Source organism: Desulfomarina profundi (genome assembly GCF_019703855.1).
In the GTDB taxonomy this organism is placed as follows: Bacteria; Desulfobacterota; Desulfobulbia; order Desulfobulbales; family Desulfocapsaceae; genus Desulfomarina; species Desulfomarina profundi.
In genome coordinates this window covers 1,419,326-1,441,297 of the sequence record NZ_AP024086.1, presented here as the reverse complement: position 1 = coordinate 1,441,297, position 21,972 = coordinate 1,419,326, and the positions used below count along the sequence as shown (strand labels likewise).

General features: G+C 43.5%; 17 protein-coding genes and 2 pseudogenes. 9 read left to right on the top strand and 10 right to left on the bottom strand.

Annotated elements, in window-relative coordinates; all coding sequences use genetic code 11:
- Positions 1–93: 93 nt before the first annotated feature.
- The 4 genes and pseudogenes from LO777_RS06710 to LO777_RS06695 all read right to left on the bottom strand — a co-directional run.
- A pseudogene (locus LO777_RS06710) lies at positions 94–723 on the bottom strand (class I SAM-dependent methyltransferase); the annotation flags it as partial.
- Positions 719–2,011 (bottom strand): ABC transporter ATP-binding protein, encoded by a 1,293-nt coding sequence (locus LO777_RS06705; protein ID WP_228856753.1) that lies wholly within the window; start codon positions 2,009–2,011, stop codon positions 719–721. The pseudogene LO777_RS06710 and the gene LO777_RS06705, both read right to left, overlap by 5 nt.
- 12 nt (positions 2,012–2,023) lie before the next feature.
- Positions 2,024–2,824 (bottom strand): ABC transporter permease, encoded by an 801-nt coding sequence (locus LO777_RS06700; RefSeq protein WP_228856752.1) that lies wholly within the window; start codon positions 2,822–2,824, stop codon positions 2,024–2,026.
- Between the two features lie 154 nt (positions 2,825–2,978).
- Positions 2,979–5,075: an HAD family hydrolase gene (locus LO777_RS06695; protein WP_228857344.1), complete on the bottom strand. Its 2,097-nt coding sequence runs from the start codon at positions 5,073–5,075 to the stop codon at positions 2,979–2,981.
- Between the two features lie 272 nt (positions 5,076–5,347).
- On the opposite strand from LO777_RS06695, the gene LO777_RS06690 reads away from it, so the two are divergent.
- The 3 genes from LO777_RS06690 to LO777_RS06680 all read left to right on the top strand — a co-directional run bounded on the left by LO777_RS06690 (position 5,348) and on the right by LO777_RS06680 (position 8,091).
- Complete coding sequence (locus LO777_RS06690) at positions 5,348–6,277, top strand: lysophospholipid acyltransferase family protein (protein ID WP_228856751.1); 930 nt, start codon at positions 5,348–5,350, stop codon at positions 6,275–6,277.
- A gap of 87 nt (positions 6,278–6,364) precedes the next feature.
- Entirely contained in the window at positions 6,365–7,474 is a 1,110-nt protein-coding gene (locus LO777_RS06685; protein WP_228856750.1) for an ABC transporter permease, read from the top strand.
- Positions 7,375–8,091, top strand: coding sequence for an ABC transporter ATP-binding protein (locus LO777_RS06680; RefSeq protein ID WP_329955727.1), 717 nt, complete (start codon positions 7,375–7,377; stop codon positions 8,089–8,091). Before LO777_RS06685 ends, LO777_RS06680 begins: the two co-directional genes overlap by 100 nt.
- Positions 8,092–8,110: 19 nt before the next feature.
- Here the strand turns inward: LO777_RS06680 and LO777_RS06675 are convergent, their stop codons facing one another.
- The 5 genes from LO777_RS06675 to hisI form a co-directional block, all read right to left on the bottom strand.
- A complete protein-coding gene (locus tag LO777_RS06675) occupies positions 8,111–9,580 on the bottom strand; it encodes an ATP-binding protein (protein WP_228856749.1) in 1,470 nt (489 codons plus the stop codon).
- Between the two features lie 2 nt (positions 9,581–9,582).
- Positions 9,583–11,265, bottom strand: coding sequence for a DUF6909 family protein (locus tag LO777_RS06670; protein WP_228856748.1), 1,683 nt, complete (start codon positions 11,263–11,265; stop codon positions 9,583–9,585).
- A gap of 183 nt (positions 11,266–11,448) precedes the next feature.
- A complete protein-coding gene (gene yihA / locus LO777_RS06665; RefSeq protein WP_228856747.1) occupies positions 11,449–12,033 on the bottom strand; it encodes a ribosome biogenesis GTP-binding protein YihA/YsxC in 585 nt (194 codons plus the stop codon).
- A gap of 117 nt (positions 12,034–12,150) precedes the next feature.
- The gene (gene hisG / locus LO777_RS06660; protein ID WP_228856746.1) at positions 12,151–13,023 is read right to left on the bottom strand and encodes an ATP phosphoribosyltransferase; all 873 of its coding nucleotides are present in this window, start codon (positions 13,021–13,023) and stop codon (positions 12,151–12,153) included.
- A gap of 58 nt (positions 13,024–13,081) precedes the next feature.
- Positions 13,082–13,465 (bottom strand): phosphoribosyl-AMP cyclohydrolase, encoded by a 384-nt coding sequence (gene hisI, locus LO777_RS06655; protein WP_228856745.1) that lies wholly within the window; start codon positions 13,463–13,465, stop codon positions 13,082–13,084.
- A gap of 392 nt (positions 13,466–13,857) precedes the next feature.
- Between hisI and LO777_RS06650 the strand changes: the two genes are divergently transcribed.
- From LO777_RS06650 to LO777_RS06620, 6 genes and pseudogenes are all read left to right on the top strand, one after another.
- Positions 13,858–14,292, top strand: coding sequence for an FKBP-type peptidyl-prolyl cis-trans isomerase (locus LO777_RS06650; protein ID WP_228856744.1), 435 nt, complete (start codon positions 13,858–13,860; stop codon positions 14,290–14,292).
- A gap of 335 nt (positions 14,293–14,627) precedes the next feature.
- Positions 14,628–17,545, top strand: a pseudogene (locus LO777_RS06640) (chemotaxis protein CheW).
- A 188-nt stretch (positions 17,546–17,733) separates the two neighbouring features.
- Positions 17,734–18,189, top strand: a complete 456-nt coding sequence (locus tag LO777_RS06635) for a chemotaxis protein CheW (protein ID WP_228856741.1) — start codon at positions 17,734–17,736, stop codon at positions 18,187–18,189.
- Positions 18,190–18,252: 63 nt separating this feature from the next.
- The gene (locus LO777_RS06630) at positions 18,253–19,350 is read left to right on the top strand and encodes a protein-glutamate methylesterase/protein-glutamine glutaminase (RefSeq protein ID WP_228856740.1); all 1,098 of its coding nucleotides are present in this window, start codon (positions 18,253–18,255) and stop codon (positions 19,348–19,350) included.
- Between the two features lie 99 nt (positions 19,351–19,449).
- A complete protein-coding gene (locus tag LO777_RS06625; protein ID WP_228856739.1) occupies positions 19,450–20,286 on the top strand; it encodes a CheR family methyltransferase in 837 nt (278 codons plus the stop codon).
- Positions 20,287–20,302: 16 nt separating this feature from the next.
- Positions 20,303–20,875, top strand: a complete 573-nt coding sequence (locus LO777_RS06620) for a response regulator (protein WP_228856738.1) — start codon at positions 20,303–20,305, stop codon at positions 20,873–20,875.
- Between the two features lie 42 nt (positions 20,876–20,917).
- Here LO777_RS06620 and LO777_RS06615 read toward each other — a convergent pair whose 3' ends face one another.
- On the bottom strand, positions 20,918–21,970 hold the full coding sequence (locus tag LO777_RS06615; protein WP_228857342.1) for a pentapeptide repeat-containing protein: 1,053 nt from the start codon (positions 21,968–21,970) through the stop codon (positions 20,918–20,920).
- Positions 21,971–21,972 lie beyond the last annotated feature (2 nt).

Genomic DNA, 21,972 nt, shown 5'->3' with positions numbered 1-21,972 from the left:
TTTTTCTCCCCTTTCGTCAGCAGCCTCTTTCTGTATCCTGAGAAGCCTGAGCTCTGAGAGATATTCATATATCCATATTTTATCGAAAATATTGTTTTTTTTCATAATATCAAAGTGTTTGCAACCCTTTGGGAACAACACTCCAAGCCCCCATGAATGCTGAAAGGAAAAGCCCGGATATTTATCCAGCAGCTCATTCCAGTAGGTTACAGATCCATAATCACAGGAATCTGCGATATCGTGAAAAAGAACAACACCATCCTCAGCCAGTTTCGGAAACCAGAGAGTAAAATCATTTTTAACTGCCTCATACGTATGAAAACCATCAATATGAAGAAGATCAATACTTTCATCCTCAAAATCATTTACTGCATCTGCAAAATATGATCTGAGCAATGTTATGTCAGTTGTCGGAAAAAGTTTTTTGGCAATGGACTGAACCGTTTCAAATACAACGTTTTCATATTTTCCCGTATGATCGTCACCTTCCCAGGTGTCGATGGCCACACACCGTGTTGCCAACTCCCTGTCTTTTACCGCCTGGCAGAAGGAATAAAAGGAAGTACCCCAGTACGTTCCCAGTTCAACGAACAGTCGGGGCTGAAGAAACGCCATCAAATCATATGCAAAAAGCCTGTGACCATTCCATGGCCAAACTCGATAATCAGGACAAACCTTATCGGATTCAAAAATCGGATCAGAAATATGCCATGTTCTGTCAATCAATTGCTCTTACCTCGCATTCCAGAATCGGATTTGTGAAAATGCCATGAACCACCCTGTCCGTACTCAATGCCTTTACCAGAATAACATTATGTGCCCAGCACTGGATCACGTGATTCAGGGGATGTTCTCCCTGCCCGATACCAAGTGTTATCAGGTATTCATCCGGCGCTATATCCGGCCATTGTATTTTCAGGCAAACCTGGTGAAGCCCCTTATTCAGACAGAAAGATGACGAAGCCAGACTCAGGGAATTATCACCGGATATACCGTTGCCGATTCTATCCTTGATGATATATCCGAAAATGGCATTATCCAAGTCTGCACGACAATCTATAATCATGCGTATGTACAGATCATCACCGGCCTTCACGAAAGAAACAATGTCACTTTTCTTCGATTTGAGATTGACTTTTCTTATAATGACATCACTGGCCCCGGCAATAGATTCTGAGCGGACATCAATCCACCCGGAAGCTTCATCTTCCGTGGGGATCATTACTGCCTGTGCGACCTCCTCACTTCCGGAACGGTTTGAACCTTCTTTACCGTAGAGTTCGTTATGAATTGCCTTGGTATAATATTCGACACCCTCAAGGGGTGACCCGGTAAAGATCAGTCTGCCCTGGTCAAGAACAAAAACACGCTCACAGAGGTTAGTTACAGCATGCATATCATGGGTCACAAGAACCTTGGTACACGCCTTCATTTCTTTCTCCATGTGGGCTATGCATTTCTGTTGAAAAAACATATCCCCCACAGCCAGGGCCTCATCAACTATAAGTATTTCCGGATGGACATTGATGGCAATGGCAAAAGCCAGGCGGACGAACATGCCACTGGAGTACATTTTTACAGGCTGGTCGATGAAATCTCCTATATCAGCGAAAGCCTCTATCTTTGCAAAATTGCGATCCAGCTCAGCCCTGCTGATTCCAAGAATAGAACCATTAAGATAAACATTTTCCCGCCCGGTAAATTCAGGATTAAACCCTGCTCCCAACTCAAGGAGTGCTGAAATTTTACCATTCACTGAAAGAGAGCCGCTGGTTGGTTGGAGAATCCCGGTTATCAACTGAAGCAGAGTTGATTTACCGCTCCCGTTTCTGCCGATAATACCGACGAACTCTCTCTTGAATATCTCAAGAGATACGTCTCTCAACGCGTGAAAAGGCCGGTGAAATTTCTTTCTGAATGGATGGAAAGCTTCCTTGACCCGATCCGCGTGGGAATCATACAGATTATATGTCTTAGTCAGGTTATCTATGGAAATTACAGTTTCTTTCATTACTCAATACCTTTAAAGGACATCCGCAAACTGCCCTTTAAGCTTTCTGAAAACCATTGCCCCGACAAGAAAACAGCAGACTGTTACCAGCCAGAAATAAAGAGTATAGCGGGGATGCTCCCAGAACGGAACTCCATAAATAAAGGAATCCCTGTATCCCTGAATAATATAGAATACCGGATTCAGTTTCAAAAAGGCCTGTATTTTCGGGGACATTATATTAATATCCCAGAAAATCGGTGTTGCCCAGAATCCAACCTGCATGATTACGGCCACAATCTGCCCCACATCACGGATAAAGACATTCAGTGCCGCCACAATCCAGCCGATCCCAAGAGCAAGAGCTGAAAGACAGAAAAGATAATAAAAGAACTGCAGGGCATAAATACCAAAGGAAACCTTCTGAAATACAAGGAGAATAAGCAATATCAGAATAAAGGCCGCATGGGTGAACATGGACGACACAAGCTTTACTACCGGCAGTATCTGGGAAGGAAAAACTGATTTTTTGATCAGATGCGCATACCCAACAATAGCGCCGGCTGATTTAACTACAATTTCTGAAAAAACAAACCAAGGGGCCATTCCAGCAGTCAGCCAGACAGCAAAAGGAACATCATTCATCGGTTTTGTCTTGAAGCCGACACTGAAAACAAACCAGAAGACAAAAATCATCACCGCCGGCTGAATGAATGTCCAGACAATCCCCAGCATGGAACCTATGTACTGACTGGCGATCTCTCTTTTAGAGAGTGCCAGAATCAATTGACGCTGGGTAAAAATGAGATGAATAAATCTTAAAAATCGTGACATTATGAAAGGAAAAAATTACCCATGAAATTTTATATGACTCTGCAAACATGGTTTTGCTGTCCGGGCCGGAGAAAAATATGACAGTCTATCTGAATCTTGGTCAAAAAGCAACAACATCTCAATGTTGCCTGATCTCACCCCGCCCTCTCCGCAGTCATGAAAAAATTCGTTTAAACCTTTTCCTGCCGTCCAGGGGTTGGAGAAACTCCAGTCCCAGGCGTCGTAAAATTACCGGCTGCCAGACACCGGTCTCAAGAACCATTGCCGGATCTTTTAAAAGCAGTCGAAGATTTTTTACCTTCCGGGAAAATGAAATGTCTCCTGTGACCTGAAAATCAGTAAACTCAAAAAGACCAAAATTTTCCAGGTGGTAAAGCATGGAAAAAAATATAACTTCTCTTTTTTCCGGGAAAAAAACCATCCTTGCATGGCGCTCAGCAAACCATTGCAAATCCGGACTATTCTTCAAACTCAAAGAAAAAGCTTTTGTCAATTCCCTGTTCATCTGCAGATATGCTCCCTGCAGGGGTTCAATTTTCTCTTTGAAAAGTTTCCGTTCCTCCGGGAGATCAAGAACGGAAACGACAGTTTGATCATTTTTGCCAGAGTGGGAAAATGCCAGGCTTTTTCGATGATCTTTTTCGTCTGCAAAGACTTTTTCATCAAAATAGCCGTCTGCACTGCCATGGGTGGCCCCGAGCAGCATTTCAAACAGTGACCGGTTGTTATTAAACACATGGATAAACGGACTGTGAACAGGAACATCACTGAACAGTACACCATGTTTTCTGTTAGTTTCAGTCACCTCCGTCGGGGACAGCAGGCCGATATAATATCCATTGACAACAATGTCTTCAGGCAGACAGCGCCGGATATTGTTCTGAATTGAACCCTTCCACCCCACATCCACCATTGTGAATGATGGGGAAATTGCTTCTTTTCCAAAACTTTCAAGGTAGGACAGGAAATGTTTCTTTTGTTCTACACGATGAATCTCGTAGAAATCCCGGAAAATATCTGAGCTGACAAAGGATTGAAACTCAAAAGATTTTTCCAGATCCTGAATTCTCGTATTATACGGCAACTCGAGCAGTTCACATATTTTCTTCGCGGTTTTGACGGAAAAATTAAGACTCAATAAAAATTCTTTGAAGGAGATATCCCTGTAGTGGGCAAATAACCTGGAAAAGTCCTCCTTTTCAAGAGAATCAAGGGAACAGATAAACGTTGCCTTCCTGGATACCAGCAGATAATGACTGCGAATAATCTCACGCCCGAAACAGAGTAATTGAAATTGAATAAAGAGTTTTCTTAAAAACTCCCCTTCCTTGGAACAGAAAAAAACATCATGGACGGAATCGTTGTTCAACCTGATAAAAAGCTGCCTGATAAAATACCAGAGGGTCAATCCCATCTCTCCAAAACAGCTGACCTCCTGTTCTTCCAGTATTTCCATGAATACGGAGGATAGAGTATCATTCTCCAAACTGCTTTCAGTCTCTTTCATTTGAAGTGTGCTGTATTTTTCATACTGCTCACCCCTGTCCAGGTGCATGGCCTGCAAACCTCTGTTGACTGCCATATCATAGTCGGCCCGCCGATTGTCACCGATCATAAGTATTTCTTCGGCATTACATGACAATCTGGAAATAATTTCTTCATAAAGTCGTCCAGTTCCACCTTTACTTAACCTGTTATCTGCAGATGTGAAAATCCCATGAATACACTTGCTGATACCATGATATTCCAGCAGGAGCCGAAACTGTTCTCTGGAAAAGTAAAAATCTGAAACAATGTATATTTCATATTGTTTTTTATGTAAAAATTTCAACAATTCCGTTAAAACATAACATGATTCCTGGACATTTTTTTCAACTGCAATTTCAGTGGATATAAAACAAGTAAAAAATGTTTTCTCATCCATCCAGTCCGGAAGCCATCCGGTATGTTGCAGGATGGAAAACAGTTCTTCTCCCAAATCATTAATTGTAAATTCCGCATCAAATCCTGCAGCAACACTCTCTTTACACAGTTTCTTTTCTATTCCAGCTCGCAGTTCATACAGGGTCTGCCAACGGCAACTCTCCCCACAGATCACAGCCAGATTTCGGGCTGCAAGTTTTTTGGTGGCCTCAGGATATACTTTTCTTGTTACAAGTGTATCAAAATAATCAAAACAGACGATCCTGGGCAGACTCCCCGAATTGACCTTCTCTTTTACTTTCTCTGTAATCTCAACACCTGTAAACATGGTATTCAAAAAATTTCCTTTAATTCCCATTCAATAGAATGAGGAAAACAATAAATTATGGAAATACATCTTCCTGCGTCCGGTAAAATTCCAGTCTATATTACAAAAACAGATAAATAACAATCCGTCAGTTTCTCCATGAGACAAAATTCATGACTCATCCAAACTAGAAACACCTTTTTTTCTCTGATAGAGTAGTGTAGTACTATTTCGTTTTTTAAATACTCTTTTCTGAAATCAAAGGATTTCCGGAATCAATTGTAGAACAGAACATGAAACTCAAACATAAACTGGAATATTTTCTCCTCAGATCCGTCATTTTTTTCATCAACCTGCTTCCTGTCCCGGTTATTCTCTGGCTCTGCAGCTCACTCGGTCTGATTGCCTGGATAATTTTCCCCTTCAGGCTGCAAGTCGCCTATGCAAACCTTTCCACGGTCTTTCCCGAGCTGAACCACAGCGAAAAACTTCGCCTGCTCAGAAGGGTCTATTTGCAGTTTACCCGTTGCTTCGGTCTTGTTTTTATCCTCCACCGCAGAAAACTGGTAGGATTAATAGAAAATGCGGAAATTTCAGGCAGAGATAAACTGGAAGCTGCCTTATCCCGTGGAAAAGGTGTTATTCTCACCACGATCCACGCAAGCTGGTTTGAAGCTTACTTTGCCTGGTTTAATCTTTCCGGACTCCCCACCAGCCTTATTTACCAGAAACAGTCAAATCCCCTTTCGGACCGCTATTTTGTGAAACAACGGTCCAGGTACGGAACGAGCCTGGAACATGTCAGCAGTTATGATGGCATGAAAGCTTTTGAAGAGGCACTTGCCAGAAACAGGCTTCTCATCGTCAGTCTTGATCAGAGTTATGCAAGCAGGGGTACAAAGGTACTTTTCTTCAACCGGCCCCTGGCTTGCGCAAAGGGAACGGCCATGCTCCATCTCCGCACGGGTGCTCCTGTACTTACCAGTGTATATTATATGAAAGATGGAAAAATGCATATAGATTTCGATACAGTGAAACTTCCAGCCTATGATGAAATTAATGAAGAAAATATAAATGATATTTCCAGCCGGGCCATAAAGCTCTATGAACCATTTATCAGGGAATACCCGGAACAGTGGTTCAGCCTGTTCCATCGTCTCTGGTCCAAAGATAAAAACGATTATCCCCCGGTAAAACGAACCTTGAAACAGATATTTTTCTGAATATACACAAAAATCAGCCTGATACCTGTGATCCTGAAGTTGCGCCTGCCTTATCGGCTTGAAAAATTATCTCAAAGACTATAACCCATGACTAATAAAGAAATAATTTTCCGTCTCTACCGTACCATCAAGCCCTACCAGACTAAATTGATCATCGCTATGATCTCCATGATTTTCGTAGCAGCATTCACCGGCGCCCAGGCTTATCTGGTTAAGGATCTGCTTGATAAGATCTTCATGGAAAAGAATCTTTTTTTCCTTAAACTTCTCCCCATAATCGTTATTCTCGTCTTCTTCCTCAAGGGAGTTACATATTATATTTATACTTTTCTTCTGGAACAGGTCGGCCAGTCCGTCATCCGGGATTTTCGCCAGGACATTTTTGACCATATCCATAAACAGTCTCTCTCCTTCTTCAGTTCAATGCCCACCGGCACACTCATGTCCAGGATAATCTCCGACGTTACCCTCATGCAGCAGGCCGTGTCCAATGCCCTGGTCGGAGTTGTAAGGGATTTTTTCCAGGTGCTCATTCTCCTTGGTGTTGTTTTCTACATGAACTGGAAACTCGCCATGTTTTCTTTTATCGTTTTGCCGGTTGCTGCTTACCCGATTGTCAAATTCGGCAGAATCTTCAGACGACTGAGCACTTCGACCCAGGAAGAAGTTGCAAATGTATCAAATATCCTGCACGAAACTATTACCGGCAACCGGATTGTCAAAGCATTCTGTAAGGAACAATATGAAGGAAAACGTTTCTGGGATCAGGTTGAAACTCTTTTTTCCATAACCATAAAAGATGCAAAATACCGCTGTATGCAACATCCTCTTATGGAGTTTATCGGCGGTATTGCCATCGCTCTTATTATCTGGTTTGGAGGCCATGAGGTCATCAGCGGTCATTCAACTCCGGGTACTTTTTTTGCCTTTCTCACTGCCCTGATAGCCGCTTACGAACCTGTAAAAGGAGTCACCCGTATCAACTCTACCATCCAGCAGGGACTGGCCGCTGCCACCCGGGTCTTTGATCTGCTTGATATGGAACCGGAAATTCAGGACAAACCCGATGCAAAAGAACTCTCCCCTTTAACTCCACTATTGAATTTCGTTCCGTTTCTTTTAGTTACGATGGCAAAAATTCGACACTTTCAAATATTAACCTTACCGTACCGACTGGCGAGGCTCTGGCCATTGTAGGTCCCAGCGGCGGCGGAAAAACGACTCTGACCAATCTGATCCCCCGTTTTCTTGATCTCCACGAAGGAGCGATTCTTATTGACGGTACTGATATTCGTGATGTCACCATGAAGTCACTGCGAGGGCAGGTAGCCATGGTCACCCAGCAGACTATTCTCTTTAATGACACTATCAGGAACAATATCGCCTATGGTGATCAGAAAGCGAGTGACCAGGATATAAGAAAAGCTGCTGATGCCGCTCATGCTCTTGGTTTTATAGAAGAGCTTCCAAAAGGTTTTGAAACCATTATCGGTGAAGATGGGGCCAGACTGTCCGGTGGTGAACGCCAGAGGATATCCATTGCACGGGCTATTTTAAAAAATGCTCCTATTCTCATCCTCGATGAGGCAACTTCCGCACTGGATACTGAATCGGAGCGCGAGGTGCAAAAAGCCCTTGAAAACCTGATGAAGGATCGTACAACTTTTGTCATTGCCCACCGGCTCTCAACCATCAAGAATGCTGACAGAATTATTGTGGTGAAGGATGGAGAAATTGTTGAGGAGGGAACCCATGACACCCTGCTCGCCCAAGGTGGAGAATATGAGCTGCTCTACAGTATGCAGTACAAATAACTGTAGGTTAATTCTGATTTTAAACAGGGAGCTTCACTACCACCACTGTCCCTTCATTGCCAGTACTGGATATTGAAATTTCTCCGCAATGCTCTTCCACTATCTTTGAACACATGGCCAGCCCAAGTCCTGTTCCCGCACTTTTCGTGGTGAAATAGGGGTCAAATACTTTTTTCATATGGTCCTCGGTAATCCCCGGACCATTATCAGCCACGGTAATAATGATATTTTTTCCTTCTCTTCGTGTACTGATCTTCAGGGTACCGCCCATCTCCATGGCCTGAACAGCATTCAGAGAAAGATTGAGCAGAAGCCTGTTCAATTTATCTTCATCAGCAGAGATATCAGGTATGTCAGAACCCAGTTGCAGATCAAGCTGAATATTCTGACTGTCGAGATCAACAGCAAGCAGAGAACTTGTTTTCCTGATGATACCATTAATGTTTGCCTTTGATATTCTCAAACGGTCCGGTTTTGCATAGTCGAGCAACTCTTCAATACCGCGATTTAAACGATCCACTTCACCGACTAGCAGATCTGCGGTTTCATCGATTGCCCCGCTCCCCTTTTTTTCACCTGATTTCATCAGCATAGCGAGCCCTTTGATTGAACTGAGTGGATTTCTCAATTCATGAGCCACGCCCGCTGCCATTCTGCCAAGAGCAGCCAATCGTTCACTCCGGCGAAGCTCTTTCTGGGAATCCTTCAAGCCGCGCAAGGTCAGTAGCGATAAAAACCCTCCGACGGCCACAAGAATAAAGACTACAAGAAGTATCAACATCTGGATGATCTGGTTCCTGAGGGGAGTACTGAACTCCTTCGGTTCCAGGCGAACAAGAAGAACAGGTTTCATCGAAAAGAGACGATCAACTTCACTTCTAAACTTCGAAAATGGCCTGTGATGTCCACCCATCATTCTTTTATTGCCATCTTCCATCAATCCCATAAGACGGAAACGTCCTGCAAAACCGAGTGGTTTGAAACGTGCGGCCAGCTGAAAATATTTTTCACCATCCCTGGCCGTTATAAGTTTTTCAGACACGATAAGAGTCCGATCACCCTCTTTCAATTGCTCGAGAAAACGAATGGTTTCGACATCAACCTTCTCCCCGGGGAAAAATTTTTCCTCTCCTTCAGCAGCGATAATTTTATTATCCCCGTCAAACAACACTACGCAGTCAATGCCGGGCTGTTCAACAGCCTGCTGCAGGGCCGATTGAACATATTCTTCCCATGTTCCAGGGCTGGCGCCCTTCTGGAGCGTTTCACGCATGCGTTCCCTGCCATAACTGGCAATAAATCGCATGACGGTTATACCTCTCTGGGTCAGAGCTTCCAGGACAAGCTGTTTTTCACGTCTGTAACTGTTTACAGTAAAAAGAGTGAGAACAAAAAAGAGCAGAATACACGCAGCCCCGAGAACCCAAGGGGAGAGCGCATATAAAAAATCTTTAAACGCGTCTTTTGTTCTTTTTTCCTTTTTTTTCATTTTCAGGAAGCGCTGAAGATTTTTTCCAGAATAATTTTTGAGATCATATAGGTGGGAACAATCCCTTCTTCGCCCATGGGTCCGGAGGCCAGAGTCTGACCACTGACAAGTGGATTATCCGAAGCATAGTAGGCGTATCGTATTTTCATATCACTACTGATATGACCCTGGATAATGGCGCCGCTGATGGCACGCTGGTAATGACCACCTTCCATTTCGAGACCAATCGCCTTCCAGCTTGATGAATGAAACCGCTCAAGAACATCCCTGTTCTGAAGGGACGTGCCCAGTACCGTCACCATCGGTCCAATAAATACAGCAACATCCTGATCAAAATCTTCCGGAGTCAAATCATTTTTCACCATGTAATTATGGGGAGTTCCTTCCATAACATGGGCATTTGCCAGCATGATATCCCCTTTTTTACCGGCCAGGACTCCAGCTTTACCCATGATGGAGATTGATTGAATATCAAACTGTATCTCCTTATCATTATGAGTGAAGGGGCTGAGCAGTTCATCCATGATATCAAATGCCTGAGTGCCGAAAGCATAATCGATGACGATTATCACCGGCTCATCACTGCAGTTGGAAAGGCAGTCTTTCAAAGATGGATGGAGCTTTTCAGGAACTATCCGGCTGCAATCTATTATATTCACATCAATATTTGAACCAGTGTTGTCCTGAAGAAAAACAAAACCATTCTTTCCCCCATAACGCATCACCTGCTCATCTCTGTCCCTCAGATTTTTTACCATTTCATATATATCTTCCGGTACAGTTTCCCCTGCATCATCCAACGTTCCCGCACCATAAAGAAGGTTCCTCACCGAATGCATATTAGCGCTGATGACATGGAGAGGCCTCTCATGCAGGCCTGATTGATAGAGAGTACGTTTGAGGGAATCTGCCCAGAGTGACGCGTATTTATGATGTCCAATCATCTCCTGTAAGGAAGGAGTAAAATAAATGGTCAACTCATTCTGGCCGCTCTCCTGCTCGGCCCGAATCCGCATACCGATCTGATAGATCAGGGCAAACAGACCATTATTAGATTTATGCTCTTTCCTGTTTTTCTCAAAATATTCGTATGTATCCCTGGTTTCTCTATATGTACGTCCCAGGATAATCGACAGGTTCCAGATAGCCTGATCCAGTTCACCACCGACAAGCTCCCTTTTAGCCAGCACAACCTTTTCAAATTCCCGCCATTCGGGACTCATGCCTTCAATTGAATGAAAAGCCTGCCTGTAAATTTTCTGGGCCTCACTGTTGAGAAAGGTAATATGGGTGAGAATATCGTAAATCTCACTTTTACCACGCGTTATGACAAAACACATTTCATGTGGAGATACAGCATAGGATACCCGCCTTCGCTTCAAAGGAAGAATTTCAGTGAACGATGTCTCATGAAAATCCTCCTGTGCGGTAAGAATTAGCCGAGTGCAGTTCTCAATGCCGCAGGGCATCCTGTCTATCACATATTCCAATCCTTTCAACTCGACGATTCTCGAATCAGTCATGGAACCGTATATTTCCGGACTGAGCTGTCTCAGTGATTCCGCCAGTTTTTCCCCTGTCCTTCCGGAAGGTTTATAAGATCCCTGGAGAGTTAGAGAATCAGCATGAATTTTAAAAGTACGTATAGCGATACGGGCCTTCTGGGATTTGGAAAGCTCTTCCATTTTTTCTCCTGTAAAAGACAGATACCTGATATTTTCTTTTAACCTGAATCATTTTAACATCTTTCTGAACAATGTAATAAGAAAATCAGCAGGAAAGACTTGCAGTTATTTTTGAAGAGTGAACTATTTTGTTTGCAGGAGAGGTGCTGCAATTAAAGAAAACAGTACTTTTTCAGGTTAGTCCTATGGTTGGAGAACAGCAGACAATCTAACGATAAGTTCATCCCTGCCCTGCCCGGTTTTTGCGGAAAACAGGACTCGTTCTGATGATTTGATACCATGGCCGGCATCAAGAAGAGAGGCGTTTTTCTGTCGTTTACTGCCGGACAGTTTATCTATTTTTGTATAGACCGGCAAAATTGTGATGGACTGTTCACGCAGCCATTGCAGGAGTTGTCCATCCATTTTTTTTGGTTCATGTCGTATGTCCATTATGACCACAACACATTTCAGAGTTTCCCTGGTTTCAAGGTAGCTGGAAATCAGGTCCTGCCAGCTGTTCTGCATAGACTTTGAAACCCTGGCAAAACCATAGCCTGGCAGGTCCACCAAGTAAAATTCGTCCGCCACCTGGAAAAAATTCAACCCCTGTGTTTTTCCCGGCCGACCACTGACCTTGACCAGGTTTTTCCTGGCAACCAGTTTATTGATAAGGCTCGATTTCCCCACATTGGAGCGGCCGGCAAAAGCAACTTCAGGCAGATCTGGAATCGGCAGCTGTTTCAGACTGTGAACACTTAAAAGAAAATCAACCGATGAAAAATTCATAACCTCTCCCGGATCTGCATGATACCGTTTATTATTCCCTGCACCTGTGACAGCCTTTAAACCCTCCCCCTTTTCCTGGGGGACCAGGTCACTGATGCAGGTTTAATTACTGAAAGATCAAATCAGTTTATTAAGGGCATATTCAATAATTCCTTCCGCCCCGCATTTTTTAAGCCGTGGAATAAGATCGCGTACAACTTCCTGAGAAACCATTATTTCGACCGAATACCAGTCCTGATTGTAGAGATTTGCAACTGTCGGAGCGTTTATACTGGGAATCACGCTGACAATCTCATCCAGTTTTTCACTGGGTACATTCATTTTCAATCCAACCATTCGATCGGCACGTAACGCTCCCTGGAGAAGCATTGCTATATTTTCAATCTTTTCACGCTTCCACGGATCATTCCACGCTGCCTTATTGGTAATAAACTGTGTGTTTGATTCCATCAGTTCATAAATAATTCTGAGACCATGTGCGCGAATGGTAGATTCCGTTTCCGTCACTTCAACAATGGCATCAGCCAACCCGGAAACAACCTTGGCTTCCGTTGCTCCCCAGGAAAATTCAATGTCCACATTTATTTTTTTCTCTGCAAAAAAACGACGGGTAACGTTCACCAGTTCAGTGGCAATTTTTTTTCCCTCAAGATCTTCAATACTCTTTATTTCAGAGTCTCCGGCAACGGCAATAATCCACCTTGTTGGTCTCCTGCTCACTTTGGAATATACAAGATCACATACCAGGACAGCATCCGACTCATTTTCCATCGTCCAGTCTTTTCCGGTAATACCCGCATCAAGCATACCGCTCTCAACATAACGCGACATCTCCTGTGGCCTGCAGATAGAGCAATCCAGTTCAGGGTCATCTATTTCCGGAAAATAATTTCTGGCTGCCGGTTTAATCAGCCAGCCAGCCTTTTCAAAAAGTTCAATGGTTGCCTTTTCCAGGCTTCCTTTCGGCAGACCAAGTTTCAACTGTGTCATAATATATCAACTCCATTACTTCTTATTATACTTTTTTAATTTAATCCTGCACTTCAGCTCATGTCTTTCCATAAACCTGTTCGGGATCAAAAACTTTTTCTCCCTGAACAATAAATTTATCATTTTCAACCTTACGATAAAAACATGACCTGTGCCCGGTATGGCAGGCTGCGTTCCCCAGCTGTTCAACCTTAAAAACAACAGTATCCTCATCACAATCTACCAGAATATCATGAATTATCTGAATATGCCCGGACGATTCTCCTTTCAGCCAGAGCTTGCTTCTTGAACGACTCCAGAAGTGTGCCTTGCCGGTTTCAAGGGTTTTTTCCCAGGCCAGCCTGTTAATATAGGCCAGCATCAATATCTCACCACTCCTGTAATCCTGGACAATGGCGGGGAGAAGTCCATCTGCTGATTTTTCAAAATTCAGTGATATCATGGTATCTTTTTTGTTTATATGAATAAGTGGTGCCTTGAAAAAATGGAACCTAAATCCTGCACTTCTGCAGGTAGTGACGACTCCGAACTTGCCAATTGCAGGATTTAGGTGGATTTTTCTTTTGAGGTCAAGAAACAGAAAAAACAAAAAAGTGTTAAATTAGACGTAGTCCTTGATTTTGTCAAGACACAGAGAATTTTTATCTTCCGACTGTCTTGCAAAAATCGACTGTTATCCTATAGTATTCACTTCTTAGAAAGTGCCAGTCCATAAATGGCCTTTTTGCCCGATTTCTTCGTCGCTACGAAAAATAAAAAATGCTCATATCTGCTTAAAAACAAAATCACCCGATAATTACAGATTCAGAAAATAATAAATACATGGAGTCAGTTATGTCAAATCCTCAACAAGGCGATACAGTAACTATTTTTTATAAGGGTAAACTTGACAATGGAGAAATCTTCAAAGAGGTAACGCCTGAAAATCCGGTACAGGCCACCATCGGTAACAGTGAAATGCCCCCCACACTTGAACTTGCCATCCGGGAGATGAATCCGGGAGAAACAAGAATGGTCAGAGTACCACCGGAAGAAGGCTTTGGAATAAGACAGAAAGAACTGCTACAAACCATTGAAAATCCAGAAATAATAGAAAAACTCAACCCGAAACCCGGTATGATCCTTTCGCTGAAAGTGGAAAAAGATGGCGTTGAACAGCAGATCCCAGCCACAGTTGTAGAAAGAGACGGCAACAGTCTTACCGTTGACTACAATCATCCCCTTGCCGGGCATCATCTCACCTATGAGGTTACACTGGTTTCAATGTAAATGATCTCAGGCTGCTTGGGTTTTTAACGGTTTGTCTTTTCAGTGCCTGCCTAAAATGGCCTTTTTGCCCGATTTCTGCGTCGCTACGAATAATAAAAACATCAACATATTCCTGATATACTATGCGTTTTTTTCTATGCTCCTCGGAGTCTACGCTTACCTGAACTCGATTAAAAAATCTCATTTCCGGACAGACACAAATTATCTTTTTCATTTTATGAAGTACGGAATTGAGATGATTTTTTTCATCCATACCCTGTACATTATTATTCCTGTATGCATAAATAAAGATAGTAATATATTTTGAACATTATCTTTATTGCATGGAGCAGGCTATGGAAATTGAAGACGACGAAATATTGCAAGGATTTATTGAGGAATCACTCGAGCATCTCGCAGACATCGAAAATGACCTTCTCGCCATTGAAGAAGCGGGAGCCAATATTGATGAGGATCTGGTAAACAAGGTTTTCAGAGCAGCACACTCCATTAAGGGAGGTGCCGGTTTCATGGGACTCACCACAATCCAGGAGTTGTCCCATGCAACAGAAAATGTTCTGGGTATGATACGCAGTAAAAAACTGATACCCACTCCTGAAATAATTAATGTCCTCCTCATTGCATCAGATCAACTGCAAAGTATGATCGAAGACGTTCATAACAGTAACGAAGTGGATATATCTTCACACCTTACTCCATTGAACGCCATTGCCGATGGATCTTTTTCTCAGCCACCAACGGCTGAAGAAAGTGCAGAAACAGAAGAACCAGAAAATACTGTTTCGGAAGAGCCACAGGAACAAGCAAAGGAAGAACCCGAGGAAATTGATAAGGAAGCAGCACCGGATAATGCTGATTCCGAAGAACCCGTGGCACAGGCAGAAACACAGGAAGAACCCGAGGAAGTACCAGAGCCGGTTCAGGAAAAACCGACCCCTCCAGTTCAACAGCCAAAGCCCAAACCGGCACAGAAACCACAGACTCCCCCCCTGCAACGGGAGGATCCTCTAAACCAAGCAAGGCTGAGACATCTCTCAGGGTTCATGTCAGTCTGCTTGATTCTCTCATGAACCTGGCTGGAGAGTTGGTACTCAGTAGAAACCAGCTCCTTCAAACCATTGGTTCAGATGATCTGCGTAATGCTGAAACCGTCGGACAACGGATTGACCTGATAACGTCTGAACTGCAGGAAGCAATCATGCTGACCAGGATGCAGCCGATTGGTAATGTCTTTAATAAATTTCCCAGGGTCGTCAGGGATCTTTCAAAAAAACTTGGTAAATCCATTGATCTTACCATTGTAGGTAAAGATGTAGAGCTGGATAAAACAATCATCGAGGCCATTAATGATCCTCTCACCCACCTCGTCAGAAACTCTGTTGACCATGGGATTGAAATGCCGGACGAGAGGAAGAAAAGTGGCAAATCCGAGACAGGCCTGGTTATTCTCAAAGCCTATCATGAAGCCGGTCAGGTCGTAATAGAGATCAGTGATGATGGTAAAGGTCTGGATGGTGATGCTCTGGCCAACAGTGCAGTCAACAAGGGCCTGCTCACAGCAGAACAGATTCAGGCCATGTCCGAAAAGGAAAAGATCAATCTCATTTTCCTTCCCGGTTTTTCCACAGCTAAAGAGGTGACAGATGTCTCCGGCCGAGGTGTCGGTATGGACGTGGTCAAAACCAATCTTGATCAATTGGGTGGTCACGTTGACATTATTTCTGAAATCGGTGTCGGAACTACCATTTCCATTAAACTGCCACTGACTCTTGCCATTATCCCCTGCCAGATCATTGAAACAGGAGGTGAGAGGTATGCAATCCCCCAGGTTAATCTGGAAGAATTGCTGCGTATTCCGGCAGGCCAGGTGAAAGAACGTGTTGAAAGAGTGGGTGACGCGGAAGTCGTAAGATTACGTGGGAACCTTCTCCCGTTAATACGGCTTGCAGATGTCATTGGAATTCAACGTACTTATTATGATCCGGAAAGCAACGAAGCCAAACCGGACAGACGGGAACAGATCAGTGACAGAAGGGGTAGGAACTCTCCTCTGTTCAACACTGAAAATGATGTCCAAAAAAGAGAATCCCAGAAAGACGGCTCTGCTGTGCGATCAGTCCTTGACAGAAGGTTCTCTGCTTCCAGCGCACTGAATATCGTTGTAGTTTCAACCGGAGCCATGAAATATGGCCTCATTGTGGACCGGCTCCAGGATTCCGAGGAAATTGTTATCAAACCACTTGGCAGACACCTGCAGCAATGCAAGGGCTATGCTGGAGCCACCATTATGGGAGATGGGCGGATTGCTCTGATTCTTGATGTGAGCAACCTGGCAAGGATGGCAAATCTGACCTCACTTGACGGTTCAGACAGGGCGGCTGAAGTTGCCCAGGCTGCTGAGGAGGCCATAAAGGCGAAGAAAGATAAACAGTCTCTTCTTATTTTCAAGAGTTCGGAGGAAGAACAGTTTGGTGTACCTCTCAACCAGGTTGAGCGAATTGAAAAAATCAAACGGTCCGACATTGAAGATCTGGGCGGCAAACGTGTTATGAAATACAGGGGAGGCAGTCTCAGTCTTATCTGTGTGGACGATGTTGCCATGGTCCAGCCGCTCGCTGATCATGAAAACCTGCTGGTAATAGTCTTCAATATCGCAAAGAGAGCCGTTGGTCTTCTTGCCATCGGCCCAATTGATGCCCTTGAAATTGCAGCCGATATTGATGACACTACCTTGAGCCAGACGGGCATCATGGGGTCAACAATCATAGACCAGCAGACAACAATGCTTGTCAATGTATTTGAAATGGTTCAGACCCTCTTCCCTCAATGGTTCGAAGAGCAGGAAACTTTTGATTTTGAAGCGATTGAAGAGGGAGAACCCCCAACAATACTGATTGCAGAAGATTCAAAATTTTTCAGGAATCAGGTTAAGGGGTATATGACCGAAGTGGGTTACAACGTCATTGAAGGCGAGGACGGTATGGAAGCATGGAACCTGCTCCAGGAAAATGGAGACAAGATTTCGATGCTGGTAACCGACATAGAAATGCCCAATATGAATGGTTTTGAACTCACCCAGAGAATCAGGGCCAGTGAACAGTTCAAGGATCTACCCATAATCGCACTGACGACCCTGGCCTCAGCAGAAGATATTGAAATGGGAAAATCAGTAGGTGTAAACGAATATCATATAAAACTCGACAAGGAACGGTTGATGGTGTCGGTCCATGATTATATGAAGAAGATACACTAACGCGCATTTCTCATGAACACTGTATCAATTTTGAGAAGTTCACCCATGGTCAGTTCAGGTGACGCCACCTGAACTGATAAAAAATGCAGGAAAAGAATAAAACCATATTCTTGATTCAAAAGCTTAACACGTATCCGTCTGAAAATGCAGTTTTCGGATAGGTACTGGCAAAACTCAATGGTGTAATTATGACAGATCAGCAACAGGCAAGCAGTAAAAATATAGTTGAACTGGCGACGTTTTATGTCGGTGATGCCCTTTGTGGCATGGATATTCTGAAAGTTCAGGAAATAAACAAGCTCATGCAGATGACAAAGGTTCCCCAGGCTCCGGAATATGTTCTCGGCATCCTGAATCTTCGCGGGCAGATTGTAACCATAATTGACCTTGGGAAAAAGCTGGGTCTTGGAGAAACCGATATCACCCAGGATCCGAGAAATATTATTGTCAATTCTTCCGGTGGCCATGTCGGTCTGCTTGTAAAAAAAATCAGCGATGTCGTTGAAGCTGATATGGAGCGCCGGGAGCCTGCTCCTGCAAATATGCGTGGGATCCAGGGAGAATTTTTTACCGGTGTCTACAAGACCGAAAATAATCTTATTGGTATTTTAAATGTCGACAAGGTTTTGAGTATTGATGATTAACACCTGGAACCAAAACCTGGCCAGCCCTGAAATAGAGATAAAGAATAAATAATTATGATAGGAATGAAGAAATTATCAGTTCTTGTGGTGGATGATACCATTGTCTACCGTAAGGCAATATCTGATGTCATTGAAGAAATTCCCGGTGTGGAACTGGCTGGAGTAGCGCATAACGGAAAAATCGCGCTCGCCAAAATAAAAACACTTCAGCCGGATATCCTGACCCTTGATATTGAAATGCCGGTTATGAATGGACTTGAAGTTCTCCAGGAACTACGCGCAAAATACCCGAAAATCGGGGCGATAATGCTCTCTACACTCACTGCTGAAGGCAGTGACATGACCATGAAAGCGCTGGAACTTGGAGCATTCGATTTTATTCTCAAACCACAGACCAAAGGGCAGGCTGAAGGAAAAAAAGCGATAAAACAACTCCTTCAACCCATGCTCAAGGCCTTTGCCCAGTCCAGAGGAGTACCTGCATTACGAGGTAAAACTACAGGAACAGCGCGTCCTTCGGTAACCAAGGTGCCTCCAAGAAAATTTACTTCATTGAACCGGAAAAAAACTGCCGGGAAAAGTAAATCGGAAATTGTCACTATCGGAATTTCAACCGGGGGACCCAATGCCCTTTCCCAAATGCTGCCTCAACTCCCTGGAGACCTTGGTGTTCCCGTTCTTATTGTGCAGCATATGCCTCCGGTTTTTACAAAATCTCTTGCCAACAGCCTTGATAAAAAATGTGCTCTTCATGTAAAAGAGGCAGAAGATGGTGAAAACATACTCCCAAATGTTGTATATATAGCTCCCGGTGGAAAACAGATGAAACTGGTTGCGGGACTTGACGGGCAGAACCGCAGAATAAAACTCACCAATGACCCACCGGAAAACTCATGCAAACCCTCTGTTGACTACCTCTTCCGTTCCGTCGGCGACTATTACGTCGGAAGAACAACGGCGGTAATAATGACAGGCATGGGCTCTGATGGCACTAAAGGACTTGCTGTCCTCAGAGACAAAGCCGCTTATATCATAGGACAGGATGAAGCCAGTTGTGTTGTTTACGGAATGCCTAAGACACCTGCTGAACTTGGATATATTGACACTGTTGTTCCACTGAACAAGATTGCCGAGGAAATTGTCAAAAGTGTAAAAAAATAGCTACCCTTTGAACCTGGTTCTCCCTGCTTTGTCCAGGAATACGACAGACAACAAAACCAATAAGATTTACAATGTTCCACAAATCGGTTTCAAAATAAAATGATTAAAATCACCCCCGAAGAACTGCAGCTTATATCAAAATATATCCATGACATCTCAGGAATATATCTTGATAAGAGCAAATCATATCTTTTTGAAACCCGATTGAGTTCCATTGCTGAAGCTCACGGATGTAGCTCTTACAAGGAACTGTACCAGAAAGCCAAACGCGATGCCGGCAAAAAAATCGAACGGGAAATCATTGATGCCATATCGACAAATGAAACCCTGTTCTTCCGGGACAAAGGCCCTTTTGACCTGCTCCAGCACAAACTGCTGCCCGAAATAATTGATCGCAGATCAGAAAAATCAGGCAGACTCAGAATTCCCATAAAAATTTGGAGTGCTGCCGCTTCCACTGGCCAGGAACTGTATTCCATTGCCATCATCATCAAAGAACTTATTGGCGATGCTCCCAATTATTCTGTAAAACTCCTGGGAACTGATATTTCCAATACGGCTATTGCCCAGGCAAGCATTGGAAAATACAATAAATTTGAAATTGAAAGAGGACTGGATCGAAAATTTCTGCAAAAGTACTTTACACTCTTTGGGGATACCTGGAAAATTAAAGATGAAATACGGGCAATGGTCAATTTCCGCAAACTGAACCTTATGTTGCCTTTCAATGCGCTTGGAAAATTTGATATCATTTTCTGCCGAAATGTTGCCATTTATTTCACATTGGAGGACCGTAAAAAATTATTCAACAAAATTGCTGATGTCCTGGCAGATGACGGATTCCTCATTATAGGTTCAACAGAATCACTTACAGGTGTCTGCCCCCGTTTTGTCCCCAAAAGACACCTGAGAACAATATTTTATCAAAAGAAATAAACTGAGGGATCATATTATGAAAAACTTATCCATCCTTGTCGTTGACGATGATCCTGTTATACGGCGTCTTCTTGAGCAACGGTTGGCAAAGGAAAATCATGAAGTAGTTGTTGCAGAAGATGGTTATGTTGCAGAAAAATTCATGAGGACCCGTTTTTTTGATGTCGTTCTAACCGACCTGATGATGCCCGGTGATATCGGAGGCATTGAGGTACTCGAAATTGCAAAAGAAATAAGCAATAAAACGGAAGTAGTGCTTATTACGGCACATTCATCTGTGGATACCGCAGTTGAGGCAATGAAAAAAGGAGCCGTAGATTATCTGGAAAAACCGATCAATTTTGATGAGCTTTTTCTCCGACTCAATAAAATCGCGAACCTGCAGTCCATCCTGGAAAGTGCCAGGGATCTTGAACACGCGATGAATACTACGGAGACAGAAGCCTCAGTTACAATTCAGAATCTCGAGCTTCAGGTTGCCGCATTGCAGGAACAACTTGATACTATAGAAAATATCCTGAGAGATGAAAGTCTTCTTGACGATACCAGGATAGTCAAAGCTCTTGATACACTGGCAGAAATTCAATGAGAAATTCTGATTAGTGCCTTACTCCTAACAATCTCAAAACCGTCACGGATTCAGGATTCCAATAGAATCCGGCAGGACAGCACCATCCAGAAGTGCCCCTTCCATACGGGTACCAGTCAAATTGGCTCCGGTTAAATCCGCTTTGTACATATCAGCATCTCTTAAGTCAGCTTTCCTCAGATTGGCACGGATCAGTACTGCACCTTTGAGATTTGCCCCTTCCAGATCCGCTCCTGCAAAACTGCACCCGGTCAGATCTGCTTTTTCCAGATCCGAATCTTCCAGGTCTTTCCCGGAAAAATCAATCCCGGAAAGATTGCATCCGTAGCAGCGGCCGGTATCCAGAAATTTCTGCAGTACCTTCATTTTTTCTTTACTTAAAATGATGTTTTCCTTTTTTTCTCCTGTTTGGCCAAGGTATTCTTCGTTTTGGGAATTGTTGTTTTCCCTCACTGTATTTTCAATCTTTATTCCAAGATTGATTTTCCCAGGCATGTGAGCCTTTTTTATTTTCGGTGGCTTTGGATAGGTTTCCTCGAGTTTTGTAATCTCCGTTTTTTTCAGTACTGGAGGAGGTTCCCGAAAAACTCTTCTCTTCCCCACTACCACCTCATTTTTAACAGGTTTCTTTTTGGGTTTTCCAGGATCTTCTATATAGACTTCCTGCTCAATTCCGGTAAGGTCTGAATTCCCGGACAACTGAGTGGTGACCATCATTCCATCAAGAAAAGCACCACCAAGATACGCGCCGTCAAGAACTGCTCCCCTTAAATCGGCACCTCTCAGATCAGCACCACCCAGATCGGTACCACCGAAAACCACTCCTTTTAGATTTGCATTACGAAGATTGGCCGAAGAAAGATCAGTCAGATACAGTTTGGCCTGTTCAAGGTTTGCTCCCTCAAGATCAGCATGGGAAAGATCAATCCTGTTGAGGTTTACCCCTGAAAGATCGCAGCCTTTGCAGCTATTGGTTTTAATTAATTTTTGCAGATTCTCATGAGAAGTTACACTTTCAGCTCCACTCGATATTTTCCCTGAAAAAACCACTGTGGAAATAACTGCAGACAACAACACGCAAAGTCCCAACCTCATTT